The sequence below is a fragment of the Bacillus sp. Brlt_9 genome (genome assembly GCF_051948935.1).
In the GTDB taxonomy this organism is placed as follows: domain Bacteria; phylum Bacillota; class Bacilli; order Bacillales; family Bacillaceae_G; genus Bacillus_A.
This window is the reverse complement of record NZ_JAYJLO010000010.1, coordinates 85,002-99,350: the sequence shown is the minus strand read 5'-3', so window position 1 is coordinate 99,350 and position 14,349 is coordinate 85,002. Positions and strand designations below refer to the sequence as shown.

General features: G+C 32.3%; 14 protein-coding genes. 10 read left to right on the top strand and 4 right to left on the bottom strand.

Going from position 1 to position 14,349, the window contains the following annotated elements:
• Window positions 1–18: 18 nt before the first annotated feature.
• Window positions 19–348 (bottom strand): YkvA family protein, encoded by a 330-nt coding sequence (locus VF726_RS26730; protein WP_166705456.1) that lies wholly within the window; start codon window positions 346–348, stop codon window positions 19–21.
• A gap of 597 nt (window positions 349–945) precedes the next feature.
• Between VF726_RS26730 and VF726_RS26725 the strand changes: the two genes are divergently transcribed.
• Both VF726_RS26725 and VF726_RS26720 read left to right on the top strand, forming a co-directional pair.
• Complete coding sequence (locus VF726_RS26725; protein ID WP_071712235.1) at window positions 946–1,206, top strand: hypothetical protein; 261 nt, start codon at window positions 946–948, stop codon at window positions 1,204–1,206.
• A gap of 173 nt (window positions 1,207–1,379) precedes the next feature.
• Window positions 1,380–2,066, top strand: a complete 687-nt coding sequence (locus VF726_RS26720) for an MBL fold metallo-hydrolase (protein WP_440173225.1) — start codon at window positions 1,380–1,382, stop codon at window positions 2,064–2,066.
• 45 nt (window positions 2,067–2,111) lie between these two features.
• On the opposite strand, the gene VF726_RS26715 is transcribed toward VF726_RS26720, so the two are convergent.
• Window positions 2,112–2,900, bottom strand: coding sequence for a hypothetical protein (locus VF726_RS26715; RefSeq protein ID WP_440173224.1), 789 nt, complete (start codon window positions 2,898–2,900; stop codon window positions 2,112–2,114).
• Between the two features lie 29 nt (window positions 2,901–2,929).
• Here VF726_RS26715 and VF726_RS26710 point away from each other — a divergent pair, with 29 nt between their 5' ends.
• Together VF726_RS26710 and VF726_RS26705 are read left to right on the top strand one after the other, a co-directional pair.
• Complete coding sequence (locus VF726_RS26710) at window positions 2,930–3,199, top strand: hypothetical protein (protein WP_440173223.1); 270 nt, start codon at window positions 2,930–2,932, stop codon at window positions 3,197–3,199.
• A gap of 73 nt (window positions 3,200–3,272) precedes the next feature.
• On the top strand, window positions 3,273–4,637 hold the full coding sequence (locus VF726_RS26705; protein WP_440173222.1) for a DEAD/DEAH box helicase: 1,365 nt from the start codon (window positions 3,273–3,275) through the stop codon (window positions 4,635–4,637).
• A gap of 1,533 nt (window positions 4,638–6,170) precedes the next feature.
• Here the strand turns inward: VF726_RS26705 and exsF are convergent.
• Entirely contained in the window at window positions 6,171–6,674 is a 504-nt protein-coding gene (exsF, locus tag VF726_RS26700) for an exosporium protein ExsF (RefSeq protein ID WP_001257912.1), read from the bottom strand.
• 586 nt (window positions 6,675–7,260) lie between these two features.
• Window positions 7,261–7,473 (bottom strand): hypothetical protein, encoded by a 213-nt coding sequence (locus VF726_RS26695; RefSeq protein ID WP_440173220.1) that lies wholly within the window; start codon window positions 7,471–7,473, stop codon window positions 7,261–7,263.
• A 449-nt stretch (window positions 7,474–7,922) separates the two neighbouring features.
• Here VF726_RS26695 and VF726_RS26690 point away from each other — a divergent pair, with 449 nt between their 5' ends.
• The 6 genes from VF726_RS26690 to VF726_RS26665 all read left to right on the top strand — a co-directional run bounded on the left by VF726_RS26690 (window position 7,923) and on the right by VF726_RS26665 (window position 14,331).
• Window positions 7,923–8,558, top strand: a complete 636-nt coding sequence (locus VF726_RS26690; protein ID WP_440173219.1) for a TetR/AcrR family transcriptional regulator — start codon at window positions 7,923–7,925, stop codon at window positions 8,556–8,558.
• A 61-nt stretch (window positions 8,559–8,619) separates the two neighbouring features.
• Complete coding sequence (locus VF726_RS26685; RefSeq protein ID WP_440173217.1) at window positions 8,620–9,873, top strand: MFS transporter; 1,254 nt, start codon at window positions 8,620–8,622, stop codon at window positions 9,871–9,873.
• 6 nt (window positions 9,874–9,879) lie between these two features.
• Window positions 9,880–12,219, top strand: coding sequence for an ABC transporter permease (locus tag VF726_RS26680; protein ID WP_440173215.1), 2,340 nt, complete (start codon window positions 9,880–9,882; stop codon window positions 12,217–12,219).
• Window positions 12,220–12,230: 11 nt separating this feature from the next.
• Entirely contained in the window at window positions 12,231–12,992 is a 762-nt protein-coding gene (locus VF726_RS26675) for an ABC transporter ATP-binding protein (RefSeq protein ID WP_440173213.1), read from the top strand.
• Window positions 12,993–13,093: 101 nt separating this feature from the next.
• Complete coding sequence (locus tag VF726_RS26670) at window positions 13,094–13,804, top strand: class I SAM-dependent methyltransferase (protein WP_440173212.1); 711 nt, start codon at window positions 13,094–13,096, stop codon at window positions 13,802–13,804.
• Between the two features lie 119 nt (window positions 13,805–13,923).
• Window positions 13,924–14,331 (top strand): VOC family protein, encoded by a 408-nt coding sequence (locus VF726_RS26665; RefSeq protein ID WP_440173210.1) that lies wholly within the window; start codon window positions 13,924–13,926, stop codon window positions 14,329–14,331.
• Window positions 14,332–14,349: the final 18 nt, after the last annotated feature.

The window sequence follows — 14,349 nt, the reverse complement described above, 5'->3', positions numbered from 1 at the left end:
GATCTTAGCTCTTTTTAATTATGCCTGAGCTGAAGTAAATAATGACTCCATTTTTATTTTACTCTTTTCTCGAATTTCAGCATCTGCATGGCGCATTACAAATTTATGCGCTATAGCGATTGCTAAAACATCATCTAATAAGCCAATCCCAATAATAGCAGCTATATCTGGAATGAAGTCGATTGTTAATACGTAATAAGATAAAGCGGCTAATATGATGAATTTCGCTTTAGTAGGTAACCCTTTTTTTCTCATTGTGTAGTATAAAATAATACTTTCATATACACTTGATTTCCCGAGGTTTGCTGAGCTTTTTTTGAATTTTTTCCAAAGTGTCTGTTTCTCCATATAAACACTCCTTTTACAAAAACATAGATTTTTTAAAAGGATAGACAAAGAAGTGAGTAAATAATCAATTTTATTGATTTTCTTATTGTATATTTCCATAAAAATAGGGAATTACCTGTTCGAAATAATAGAATGTTGGTTATATAATGACTTACAGTGTCTGTGTTCGTTCCAAGTAAAGGTACTACGCAGATAACGTTTGGTGGTAATGCGTAGAAAAGTTCATTTTTTACATTAATCTCTGTATGCGTACAATGTTGAATTACTTTTAAATAATCTAATGGTACATGTATTGATGAGAACTTTTGTAATTCTTGAATAGCCCCTTTTACTCGCTGGTGATTCATAAGCTTCTAATGGGATTCTTGTATTAATTGCACGATTAGCCACTTCATCTAGCATTTTAGGTGTTACTTTGTTTTGAAGTATTTTTCCCTCGCTGTTCTCCCATCTTCTTGAAGGTTTTCGCTTCGGTGATGGTTTTTTGTTTTCTCAGATAAATCTGATGAGTTTGAGTTTTGTGATTTTATCGTGGTATTATTTATATAACAAGGGGATGTCGTAAGAAAAAAATACAATTTGAGGGGGAAGATGAGAATGGGGATTTATAACTATGAAGCGAAAGAGGATTTGCAAGTAGGGGAAGTTTGTTTAGAACGAGATATTTATGAAATTATTAATTTTTATAAGAAAGGGTCAATAGTTTTATGTGATTCAGTATCTCGTTTCAGTGCGAATTCAGACAGGATGTTTGAAGTGATAAATAGGATAGAAACATATATGCATAAAAATGAAGACTATACATATCAGGTTTCGGATAGACCCAATTTGATTTATGTAGTTGAGCAGGTAAGATAAGGAAGTATCCATAACGAATGCTTTTTTCTTTGGTATATAGAAATTATGCATTAAACATGAATTTGAACTAAGTGGATATTTGGATTCAAATTATTTTTTGATATGTATAGTAAAATGTATGTGTATGATTTAGTTATTATTATGCATGTTATAAGCGGTATGGGGGAAGAAAAATGAAAATAATAGAACTACCAATTGAATTCGAATTTAACGGGCAAAAACAATGTATTTATCCAAGTTTAATTATATTACATAATGAATTAACGTTAGTCGATACAGGATATCCAAGTTTTTTACCTTTAATTGAAAATGCAATATTAAAACATGGATATGAGATGAAAAACTTAAAAAATATAATTATTACCCATTATGATGATGATCATATAGGATCTTTATATGATTTCAAAGTGAAATATCCTCACATTAATATTATTGCTAGTGAAGTTGAATCTAACTACATTAATGGTGAAATAAAATCGGAGAGACTAGTTCAAGCTGAAGAAATGTTAGAACGTATGCCAAATGAAGAAAAAGAATTTGGTAAATGGTTTATACAACAGTTAAAAAATATAAAACATATTTCCGTCGATGAAAAAGTATATGATGGACAAATGATTTTGAATAATGAATGTCAAATAGTATCAACACCAGGACATACTTCGGGGCATATTTCATTATATTTTCCGGACTTAGATAGTGTAATTACAGGGGATGCAGCCGTTCAAGATAATCGTGAGTTAGTAATAGCTAATCCGGATTTTTGTTTAGATATAGAAAAAGCGGAAGAGTCTTTAAAGAGGATTAAAGACCTTAAAGCTATAAAGTATTATTGCTATCATGGAGGGAAATTCAATATATAAAATAATAAAAACCGATCTTTCCCAATATCGAAAAGATCGGTTTTTTTAATTCATAGATTCTGCAATTTGAATTAAATCCTTTACGTTATATTTGCCTTTTATATAGCGTTTGTTACCAATTGCAATTGTGTATTGAAAACCATTTTTCTGAAAGAGGAGCTCATATGCTGAATCAAAATGAGGATTATATAATGCTTTTATATTATTTTTTAAGCTGTAGAACTTAGCTCCCCTATGTACATAGAAGCCTAATTTGTTTTGAACTGGTGAAACAGTGATTTTAAAAATCCCATTAATATCTTCATTGTAGTATTGGAGGTTTAAGTAATCGTTATAGATGTACCCTTGAAATTCGTGAATTTCGAACGGGAATTTTGTAGGAGTAAGTATATGTTCCTTACACTTTATTTCATATTCTTTTACGATAGTAGCCTCTTTCATAAGTGGATTGCCATCATAAATTTGATTCATTTGAGATATTTTATTATTTTTTGTTACTATTTCTAAAATGAAACCGATAGTAAATTCATCATTAGTGCCTTTAAAATAAGAAATAAGAATTGTAGTATCTTCTTTTGGAGATGGTACTATTTTAATTTCATGAACAGGTTTTTCCTTTTGGAAAGTAGGTAGTTCAACTCCTTCTGTTACATATGACTGCATTAATTTTTTATCATTTTTGAGTAAGGCATGTTTGAATTCACTGATTACATCTGTTTGAGGTTTCGCCATAATAATTGTGGTGGATTGAAAATATAATAAGATAAATATGCAAAAAATTTTTATGAATGTAGTGGTCAATTTTATCACCCTATAACTATATTCCCGTAACATTGAAATATATATGTATAGGAGGAGAGAAGATGAGTTTATTATTTGATCTAATAATGGACATAATTATATTTTATCCACGAAATGATATGAAATTAAAACATCATATTGCAAAGTTAAGTGAATTTGATTGGTTTCGAAAGTTACATGAAGATACAAAGTATACGAAATTAATTTGGAGTAATAGAAAAATTAAAAAGTTCATTTTGTCTACTACTAACATGGAAGCATTAATAAATTCCGAGAAAAAACAAAAAGAATTTGTCCAACTAGTACACGATGAATATAAAAAAAGAAGATAAGAATTTTTTTATTTTTCATATTTGGCGAAACAAATGGTACAATGAAAGCTAATGTGAAAAATAAGGAAAAGAAGTGGTCTATTTGAAAAACTTTTTAGAATTAGGAATTAGTGAAACTTTTAATCATACATTACGTGAAAATGGAATTACAGAAGCAACACCAATTCAAGAGCAGGCAATTCCTGTTATTATGTCAGGTAAAGACATTATTGGGCAGGCGAAAACAGGAACGGGTAAAACGTTAGCATTCGTGTTACCGATTTTAGAAAAAATCGATCCAGAGTCTAGTGATGTTCAGGCTTTAATTGTTGCGCCAACAAGGGAACTAGCACTGCAAATTACAACTGAAATTAAAAAAATGCTTGTTCAAAGAGAAGATATTAATGTACTAGCGATTTATGGCGGTCAAGATGTAGCACAACAATTGAGAAAGTTAAAAGGTAATACACATATTGTTGTTGCGACACCAGGACGCTTATTAGATCATATACGTCGTGAAACAATTGATTTAAGTAATCTTTCAACGATTGTACTAGATGAAGCGGATCAAATGCTTTATTTCGGTTTCTTATATGATATTGAAGATATTTTAGATGAGACACCTGGTAGTAAACAAACGATGTTATTCTCAGCAACGATGCCAAAAGATATTAAAAAATTGGCGAAGCGTTATATGGATGAACCGCAAATGGTTCAAGTACAAAGTGAAGAAGTAACGGTAAATACAATTGAGCAGCGTGTCATTGAGACAACAGATCGTGCAAAGCCAGATGCACTTCGTTTTGTTATGGATCGTGATCAGCCATTTTTAGCAGTTATTTTCTGCCGTACAAAGGTTAGAGCAAGTAAGCTATATGATGATTTAAAAGGGAGAGGTTATAATTGTGCTGAACTTCATGGTGATATACCTCAAGCGAAACGTGAAAGAGTCATGAAGAGTTTCCGCGAAGCTAAACTTCAGTACTTAATCGCCACGGATGTAGCAGCTCGTGGACTTGATGTAGATGGTGTAACGCACGTATTTAACTATGATATCCCTGAAGATGTAGAAAGTTATATTCACCGCATTGGCCGGACAGGACGTGCAGGTGGATCAGGTATTGCAATTACGTTCGTTGCAGCGAAAGATGAAAAACATTTAGAAGAAATTGAAAAAACGCTTGGTGCACCACTGAAAAGAGAAATAATCGAACAACCGAAGATAAAACGTGTAGATGAAAATGGAAAACCGCTACCAAAGCCAGCCCCAAAGAAATCAGATCAATATCGTCAAAGAGATAGCCGTGAAGGTTCAAGAGGTGATTCAAGACGTGGTTCGAGAAATGGCTCAAGAAGTGATTCAAGAAATAGTTCAAGAAATGAAAACAACCGATCATTTAATAAGCCAAGTAATAAAAAAGGTAGTACAAAGCAAGGTCAGCAAAGACGTGGCCGTTAAATAGTTATAATTGTAAAGAGTCGCAAAATATTGTGGCTCTTTTTTTGTTTGTATAGAACAAGGATGATAGCAAGAAAAAACAAAAATTTCATTCACCGTATTTAAAACTTATAAAGGAAATTTTATAACCCAAAACCAGTAGAACAAGGGTATTACAACCATGTCGTAATTCAAGAACAAGTGCAACTTACGTGTGGACAATATTTAATCGAAAAAAAATCGAGAGAAAGCAATTCGTACTAGCTCCTCTGATGATGATACGAATTATGAAAAAATCAATTGGTATAACGATACGAAAATATCTTTTGCTAATAAAGAATTGGATGATTTGGTGAAAGAAATTTATAACACATTCAAACGATACGGGAATGTTATGCTACAGTAAAAAGAGAACAGAACTTATAATGTCTACTATTTCAGTAGACCACTTTGGTTGAAAGAAAAGGTATTTAAGTGAGCGAGTATTTTCATTACACATTCCGCAATTATCGAAATGGAACAAGAGAAGTTTATGAAGGAATTAACTCGTATGGGGGTACGAACGTTGGAAACTGAAAAACTAATTTGTTAGTTTTGTTCGATGAGGAACTCGAGAAGCACAACTGCCATTCTTATTGGGAAATTGCTTACTTACGACGATGAAGGTAATGTAGTGTGAAACTACCAGAATGGAAAGTGATATAAGAAAAAAGGACTAGCAGTCGTACCTGCTGTCCTTTAATAGGAGAAAAAGTAATCTTGTTTAGAACTACGCATAAACAGAAAATCTGCTTGTAATTAGTTTTACCCTAAATATAAGTGTCTATACAAAAAAAAGGGATAAGTAAAAAATACTTATCCCCGGAAGGGAAATCCCAAGCACCAAAATGGCTCGTATTGGTATGCAGGTTCAAAAGTAGTATATGTAAAATGAAAAATCTCATACAAAAAGCAGACAACGATTTTTGTTGTCTGCCAGTGAGTTCAATGAGTTAGCTAATTGTGATAAATTGCATCCCCATTACGAGAAGAGTGAAGCTGCTAGTTCGAACAGCTTGTTGGTATTATTTTCGATTTCTAAAAAAATATACCGCAGAAGTAGATAAGTGAAGGACCTACCTGCTTCTGCGGTAACAAAAGAAAGAAGTATTAGCCGTGGACACGGTGGCTTGAAAATAGTATGTATTTTTATTTGGAAAATATTCAGGGGGTGAAGAAACATGGAATGTTTAATAAATGGTGTTTGCGAAATTGATCAACTAATTAGTAAAACAAAGTAGAAAAAGAATGAGCAAATATAACAATAAAAAGGTAAATGTTCAAAAGAGTGATGAGTATAAAGTAAAACAGAATAGCTATATTAAAGCTTGATTTTCATAAAAAATAAAGCACACATATAAGTGTGCTCTTATGAACGCTTTAGATTTGTGTGACTACATAGTCACCATACAATAAAATATGCTTGTTTGATATAAATGTGTGTCAAATCTATAACATATATTTTGGGGTGTATAAGGAATATTAAATGTTAATTAGCCAAGCATATTGTTTTTATTAACGAATTTGTGCAACTGTTAAAGCGGCAGAACGAATATCTACTGTACCAATTACTTCAACGGGTACAATTTGAATTAAATCACCAGGGTTTAAGTTTATTAGAATGACACCGCTGGATACATCTACTTCACCAGTGCCAATAATATTAGAACGGACTGCGGTTCCTGATCCTGCAATAATATTAGTTGATGAGTTTAGTGTTAAGAAAAAGCGCGCTGCTTCCGGGGCTACTGGAACATTATCGAGGCTGATTGTTAATGTATAACTGATTTGATAAATACCAGCTACTTGAATTCTAATACCAGTTCCTGTACTAATTGTATCATTGATTACAGGGACAGTAATGTTTGGATTTGGGCCCGTACTAGGTAGTAGTAGTGGCGTGAATAGTGTGGCAAATTGAGGTGAAGTAGCATTAAAAGCAAAACCGAGAGCTGGTAGTGTACTGGGGGCTTGTGCTCTACAATTAAAGTTTGTGAGCTTACGACTAGATGATCGCATATTTTCATTCCTTTCTTTCATTTAGATTGCGTGAGTAACAACCTCACGTTTTGGACAAGCACAATACAATATATGAAAATTTATAGTGAATAGTGCAGAAGTGTACTGTTATGGGTAACACTAATTGCCTATTGTACAAAGGAGATACTACGCTTACAGAAATAGTTTGTAACCTAAAGTTGAAAAAATAGTATGAATAGAGTTGAAAATGCTATTTAGAAATGAAAGGAAACATAATAAAAAGGAACATACATATAAGCATGCTCTTTGACAAGAAAGGTAGATTTTTATGAGTGGATTCCTCCATACAATAATATATGCTTGTCTGGTTAATAGTTGAGAAAGGGAGAATACATATGGAACGAATGGAAGCGTATAACAAAATAAAGATTTCATTTTATAGCAAAGGGGAATAGATATGTGTATTTATTGGGAAAACGTAGTTAAAGAGTTCTTTAAGAGGTAAGAACTGGAACGAAATAAAAGAGCAGCTAGCAAAAGCTAACTGCTCAATACAAGGAGATACAGAGAAGACTACTTTACATGAATGTTGGCATACAGCCTACATTCAGTATTGACCGAATATTTATTTTAAATCCAATTTATTTAAAGTAAACATCCCAACAGATAAAATGGCTGCGCCTGCTACAGAACCTAGCCAGTCTCTCCAGCTTAATGTATTTAAAGATGCATCTGTTAAATCCATAATTAAGAAGATAGCAAACATTAATACACCAAATGCTAAGCATCCCCAAAATGTTTGCAAATATTTAATCATCTTATTTTGGAACTTGCTCATATAAATCACCCTTATTAATAATTTATATATATAAAGTGCGAAATGTACAATATTGCATATTGGGACTCAACAAAATAATCCATTCATAAATAGATCGAACAGAGGGGAAACGTATCGTATGAATCAATTGTCATTTTTTGAAGCCATTGATGAAAAAGGAGATACGTATTCTTGTGGTGAAAGAGCTGAAAACATATAAAGCATTGTACGTCTGGTTGAAGAATCAAGAAGAACAGGATCAAGCGGAGGCATCGTTTTTTTCTAAAATGAAAGGCGCGATAAGAAACAGGCGTTGCGCTTAAAACAAATTGAAAGGACGTTAAAAAATAAAATTCATAAAGGAAATAGAAAGAATGATGTTGTATATATACAATAATAGGAAACTTTTTACTAACTAAACATATAATTTAAATAGACCGACAGTCGGTCTGGTGGGAAGGAGAACATGAATGCGAATTGTAAAGGAGTATGAGGAGCGAAGAAAAGAAATTTTAGAAACGGCTGAACGTTTATTTATTACGAAAGGTTATACGAAAACAACAGTAAATGACATTTTAAAAGAGATAGGGATAGCAAAGGGGACATTTTATCATTATTTTAAGTCGAAAGAAGAGGTAATGGATGAAATTATTATGAGGATTATTAAAGAAGATGTTGCTAAAGCGAAAGTAATCGTCTCTAATCCAAATATACCAGTGTTAGAAAAGTTATTTCGAGTTTTAATGGAGCAATCGCCAAAATCAGGGGATGTAAAAGATAAAATGATTGAGCAATTTCATCAACCAAATAATGCAGAAATGCATCAAAAAAGTTTAGTACAATCTATTATTCATTTATCTCCTGTATTAACGGAAGTTTTAGAACAAGGAATTGAGGAGGGGATATTTTCAACTTCATACCCACAAGAAACGATTGAACTATTACTATCCTCAGCGCAAGTCATATTTGATGATGGGTTATTCCAATGGAAACCGGAAGAAATGATGAGGAGAGCTAAAGCTTATATTAAAATGATGGAAGTATCTGTTGGAGCGAAAGAAGGATCCTTTGATTATATGATGGAGGTTTTAATGAAACAGAAATAATGTTTTTCTGTTTGTTTATTATAGACCGACAGTCGGTCTAGGTTAAATGAAGGGCGTGATTATGATATTTATTAGTATAAAACCTTCGATGAAAGATTTTTATTTAATGGTGAGTGGGCAAATTATTACTATTTTGGGTTCAACACTTTTACGTTTTGCGCTGTCATTATATGTACTAGATATAACTGGGCGTGCTGATATATTCGCAGGATTATATGCAGTAACGAGTACGAGTATTCCGTTTTTGCTAGCTCCTCTGGGAGGAGCGATAGCAGATCGTTTCAATCGCCGTAATGTAATGGTTATATTTGATTTTATAAACGCTGCGATTGTATTAAGCTTTATAGTTTTGTTATTTACTGGATCTGTATCTATTCTATTGATCGGAACAATTATGTTTTTACTGGCGATCATTAGTGCAATGTACTCACCGGTAGTCATGGCGAGTATTCCGCAATTAGTTCCAGAGAAAAAGTTAGAACAAGCGAACGGTATCGTAAATGGTGTGCAAGCATTATCTAATATAGTTGCTCCTGTATTAGGAGGAATATTGTACGGCATAATTGGTTTGAAAATGCTCGTAATAATAAGTTGCTTTGCTTTCTTTTTATCTGCGATTTTAGAAATGTTTATTACAATACCTTTTATAAAGAGGGTGCAAGAAAGCCATATCATACCGACAATTGTAAAGGATATGAAAGAAGGGTTTATATACGTTTTAAAACAGTCATTTATTTTGAAATCTATGCTTTTAGCCGCATTACTAAATTTAATACTGACGCCGCTATTTGTTGTTGGTGCTCCAATTATTATACGAGTAACAATGGAAAGTAGCCACACGTTATATGGCATTGGAATGGGATTAATCGATTTTGCTACTATAATAGGTGCATTATCAATAGGTTTTTTTGCGAAAAAGCTACAGATGAAAACATTGTATTATTGGATGATTTTAATAGCTTTATTAGTAATACCAATGGCACTATCAGTTACACCATTTATTCTTAATTTAGGACACTATCCACCATTTATCCTCTTTATACTCTCTTCTATTCTAATTGCAATGATCATGACAATTATATCCATCTATGTAATTACTGTAGTCCAAAAGAAAACACCAAATGAAAACTTAGGAAAAGTAATGGCAATTATAACAGCGGTATCTCAATGTATGGCGCCAATTGGGCAAGTTATTTATGGTTTTATGTTTGAAGAATTCAGTATGAAAATTTATTTACCTATATTAGTTATTAGTTTCATAATGATAACAATAGCGATCGTGACGAAGAAAATATTATGGAATGAAGGGAACTAGCTTCATATGATTAGAAGAATGTTAAAAAGGGATTTCTCTCAAAATAAAATGATAATTACCATTTTATTTATGTTTATCATGTTATCAAGTCTTTTAATGGCTAGTGCTTCAAGTAACGTTATAAATCTATTGAACTCAATGGATCAATTGTTTAAAGTATCAAACGCACCGCACTTTGTACAAATGCATGCCGGAGAAATAAATCAAAAGTCAATCGACTCATTTGTAGCGAAAACTCCTTTTGTAAAAAAACAACAAACGGCTGAGATGGTTCAAATTAGCGGGTCTAACATTTTTATTAATAAGAAAAATGAAGCGGAACATAATAGTGTAATGGACATTAGCTTCGTTAAACAAAATAGTAAATTTGACTTTTTATTAAATTTAAATAATGAAGTGATCGATGTTGGGAAAGGGGAAATAGGTGTACCAATTTATTATATGCAAAAATATAATTTGCGTATTGGAGATAAAATATGGGTTGTTAAAAATAATAAAGAACTAGAATTTACTATATCGGAATTTGTTCGTGATGTTCAAATGAACCCATCAATCGTTAGTTCAAAACGATTTGTAATAAGTGATGAAGACTTCGAAAGAATAAAGGGGAATTTTGAAGAAAGTGAATATCTTATTGAATTCCAGCTAACAGATGTAAATAAAATAAATGAATTTGAAACGCTATACCAATCATCGAACTTACCTCAAAAAGGTCCCTCTATTACGTATTCACTATTTAAAACACTCAATTCATTAACGGATGGAATAATAGCTGCAGTACTTATCATAATAAGTGCATTATTAATGTTAATTGCAATGTTATGTATTAGATTTACGATTACTACTTCGATGGAAGAAGATTATCGGGAAATTGGTGTTATGAAAGCTATCGGCATTACAAGTAAAGATATTCAAAAACTATATGTAACAAAATATGTTGTTATTTCAGCTGGTGGATGTGTATGTGGATATATACTTTTACTATTTGTTACAAAGATATTCACTTCTAATATCACTCTTTATATGGGGGCGGCAGATAAAAGTATTTTACACAATGTTGTGTCGTTAATAATCACAACATTGTTATTTTTAGTCGTTATCCTGTTCTGTCGTATCATTTTGCGGAAATTTAGGGGAATTACAGCAATAGATGCTTTGCAATCAAGAAATAAACTAGGGATAAGAAAGCGTAGAAACTCTTTTTCACTCAATCGATCTAAATCTAAAAATATAAATATATTTATTGGTATACAAGATGTTATAAAAAGATTTAAGTTATATCGCGTATTAAGTATCGTATTAATAATAGCTGTGTTTATGATTGTGGTACCTGTTAACTTTTTGTATACGATTCAGTCACCGAAGTTTGTTAATTATATGGGAACAGGAAAAAGTGATATTCGAATAGATTTACAGCAAACTGAAAATATAGAGAAACGATTTAAGGACGTTATATCATATTTACAAAATGATGATGAAGTAGAAAAATATGCAACATTTGTAACGAGTACCTTTAAAATGGTTAGCGCTGATGGTACACATGAAAACTTACATGTAGAAGTGGGAGACTTCACTACATTTCCATTAGACTATATGCAAGGTAGGGCACCAAAAAATGAAAATGAAATTGCTCTTTCTTATATGAACGCAAATGAATTAAAAAAGAATGTAGGGGATTATATCGTTTTATTTGTTGATAGGAAAGAGAAAACACTTAAGATTAGTGGTATATATCAAGATGTAACGAATGGCGGGAAGACAGCTAAAGCGAACTTTTCTTATAATAACGAAAACATATTATGGTATGTAGTAAATGTAGATTTGCAACCTAATGTGGATTTGCAAGAAAAAGTGAAGGAGTATAAACAGAATTTTAGTTCTGCAAAAATAACAGATACGGATGATTATTTAACGCAAACTTTAGGAGAGACAATTAAACAATTAAGACTCGTGACGCAAGTGGCTATTTTGATTGCGATATTGATATCAGTTTTAATTACTGCGATGTTTTTTAAAATGTTATTAGCAAAAGATTCTTCGCAAATTTTAATTATGAAAAATATCGGTTTTTCTTATAACGATATTCGTATACAGTATATAACTCGTTCTATTGTGATTGTATTATTAGGCATTGTGACAGGGACATATATAGCTGCTACGTTTGGTGAAATGTTAGTAAGTTGGTTAGGCTCATTTATGGGAGCAGCTCATATAAAGTTTGTCGTAAGTCCTATCGTTTCTTATGTAATATGTCCAGCTATATTATTTATATGTATGACTGCAACAATACTTTTCAGTAGTTTTACTATGAAGCAAACAAACGATGTAAAGCCAAATGGGGAGTAGGGGTGTATCACTTGAAAAAAATTGTAGAAGTAAAGCAAGTAAACAAAACATATTCAATAGATGGAAATGCAAATTATCACGTGCTAAAAAATATAGATTTAGAGGTTTATGAGGGAGAATTTGTATCGGTTATGGGGCCTTCTGGTTCTGGGAAATCGACGTTACTATATACGATTAGTGGGATGGATCAAATGTCATCAGGAAGTGTGAAAATTGGTAGTAAAGAAATATCTTGTATGAAAGAAGAAGCGTTAGCCAAATTGCGCCTGACTGAAATAGGATTTATTTTTCAGCAGAGCAACCTTCTTAGAAACTTGAACCTATTTGATAATATCATCTTGTCAGCATATTTAGCGAAATGTGAGAGTAAGAAAATAGTAAATCAACGTGCTCTGGAGCTAATGAGGAAAATGGGGATAAGTGATATAGCGTCTCATTATATAACCGAAGCATCTGGAGGGCAATTACAAAGGGTCTCTATATGTAGAGCGCTCATTAATAATCCAAACATTATTTTTGCTGATGAGCCTACAGGTGCTCTAAATTTAAAATCAACAGAAGAAGTAATGCAAATCTTATTAAATATTAATCGTGATGGAACTACTATTATGTTAGTGACTCATGATGTAAAGGTAGCAGCGAAAACAGAAAGGGTTCTTTTTATGGCGGACGGAGAAATTGTTAGTGAAATACAGTTAGGTAAGCTTAGGAACGATGATTTAAAAGCGCGAGAAAAGAAGTTGTTAAAATGGTTAGCTGTACTTGGATTTTAAAGAGAAAAACTCCTATTGAATGTAGGGGTTTTTTTTCTTTGTCTGAAAGTTCTAAAAGATATATAATAATTTTCTGATTATTTAAATTTGGAGGGGTACGAATGAAAAATGAAACGTTGCACACGCAAGAAGATATTATTAAAATGCTTGATTCATTATTAAGACCAGCAGAACCATTTTGGAATGAATTTTATGAAAATAGAGAAAAAAATGTTCCGTTTTTTGAAAATGTTCCGGATGAAAATCTAGTTTCATATATAGAAATAGGATGGGTTTCCAAAGGGAAAGTGCTGGAGCTTGGATGTGGTCCAGGAAGAAATGCAATTTATTTGGCGAATGAAGGATTTGAAGTAACAGCAGTGGATTTATCTATAGAAGGTATAAAGTGGGCGAAAGAGAGAGCGTTAGCAAAAGGAATAGAAATTGATTTTATTTGTGATTCGATTTTTAATCTAGAGTGTCAAAATGATTTTGATTTTGTATACGATTCGGGCTGTTTACATCATATTCCACCACATAGAAGGATACATTATGTGGATTTAATTAAAAAATCATTGAAACCGGGTGGTTATTTTGGTTTAACATGTTTTGCAGCAGGCGATTTAGATGAGCGAAATGGATCAGAAATAACGGATTGGGACGTATATAGAGGGTGGAGTCTACAAGGTGGCCTTGCATATTCAGAAGAAAAATTAAGAGCGATATTTGACGAGTTTGAAGTGATCGAAATTAGAAAGATGAAGCAAATTGACCAACCAAATACTATGTTTGGAGAATCATTTCTTTGGACAGCATTATTTAAGAAGAAATAAGAGAGTAGATAATTGACAAACGTATCGTTTTTATAGACAATACACTTATAAGAATGTACGTTCGGTTTTGTTGGCCGATGTATGTTTTACATAAATACATATCAAGGGGATGTTTCTATATGAGTACTACAAATCAAAAAATTACTACGTTTTTAATGTTCGAAGGTAATGCTGAGGAGGCGATGAATTTTTACACGTCGTTATTCGATCAATCAGAAATTGTAAATATCTCTCGCTACGATGAAAATGGACCTGGTAAAGAGGGTACTGTCATTCATGCAACGTTTACATTACACGGGCAAGAGTTCATGTGCATAGATAGTTATGTAAATCATAATTTTACATTTACGCCAGCTATGTCTCTTTATGTAACTTGTGATACGGAAGAAGAAATTGAAACAGCTTTTAATAAACTAGCTAAGGAGGGAGCGGTACTTATGCCTTTAGGTGCCTATCCGTTTAGTAAAAAATTTGGTTGGTTAAATGATAAGTATGGTGTGTCTTGGCAGTTAACGCTCGCTGAATAAAAAAGAAAAATTGTAGCT

Coding starts and splice junctions, on each gene's coding strand:
- VF726_RS26730 (WP_166705456.1), bottom strand. CDS start 348: ATGGAGAAACAGACACTTTGGAAAAAATTCAAAAAAAGCTCAGCAAAC.
- VF726_RS26725 (WP_071712235.1), top strand. CDS start 946: ATGGGGATTTATAACTATGAAGCGAAAGAGGATTTGCAAGTAGGGGAA.
- VF726_RS26720 (WP_440173225.1), top strand. CDS start 1,380: ATGAAAATAATAGAACTACCAATTGAATTCGAATTTAACGGGCAAAAA.
- VF726_RS26715 (WP_440173224.1), bottom strand. CDS start 2,900: ATGTTACGGGAATATAGTTATAGGGTGATAAAATTGACCACTACATTC.
- VF726_RS26710 (WP_440173223.1), top strand. CDS start 2,930: ATGAGTTTATTATTTGATCTAATAATGGACATAATTATATTTTATCCA.
- exsF (WP_001257912.1), bottom strand. CDS start 6,674: ATGCGATCATCTAGTCGTAAGCTCACAAACTTTAATTGTAGAGCACAA.
- VF726_RS26695 (WP_440173220.1), bottom strand. CDS start 7,473: ATGAGCAAGTTCCAAAATAAGATGATTAAATATTTGCAAACATTTTGG.
- VF726_RS26690 (WP_440173219.1), top strand. CDS start 7,923: ATGCGAATTGTAAAGGAGTATGAGGAGCGAAGAAAAGAAATTTTAGAA.
- VF726_RS26685 (WP_440173217.1), top strand. CDS start 8,620: ATGATATTTATTAGTATAAAACCTTCGATGAAAGATTTTTATTTAATG.
- VF726_RS26680 (WP_440173215.1), top strand. CDS start 9,880: ATGATTAGAAGAATGTTAAAAAGGGATTTCTCTCAAAATAAAATGATA.
- VF726_RS26670 (WP_440173212.1), top strand. CDS start 13,094: ATGAAAAATGAAACGTTGCACACGCAAGAAGATATTATTAAAATGCTT.
- VF726_RS26665 (WP_440173210.1), top strand. CDS start 13,924: ATGAGTACTACAAATCAAAAAATTACTACGTTTTTAATGTTCGAAGGT.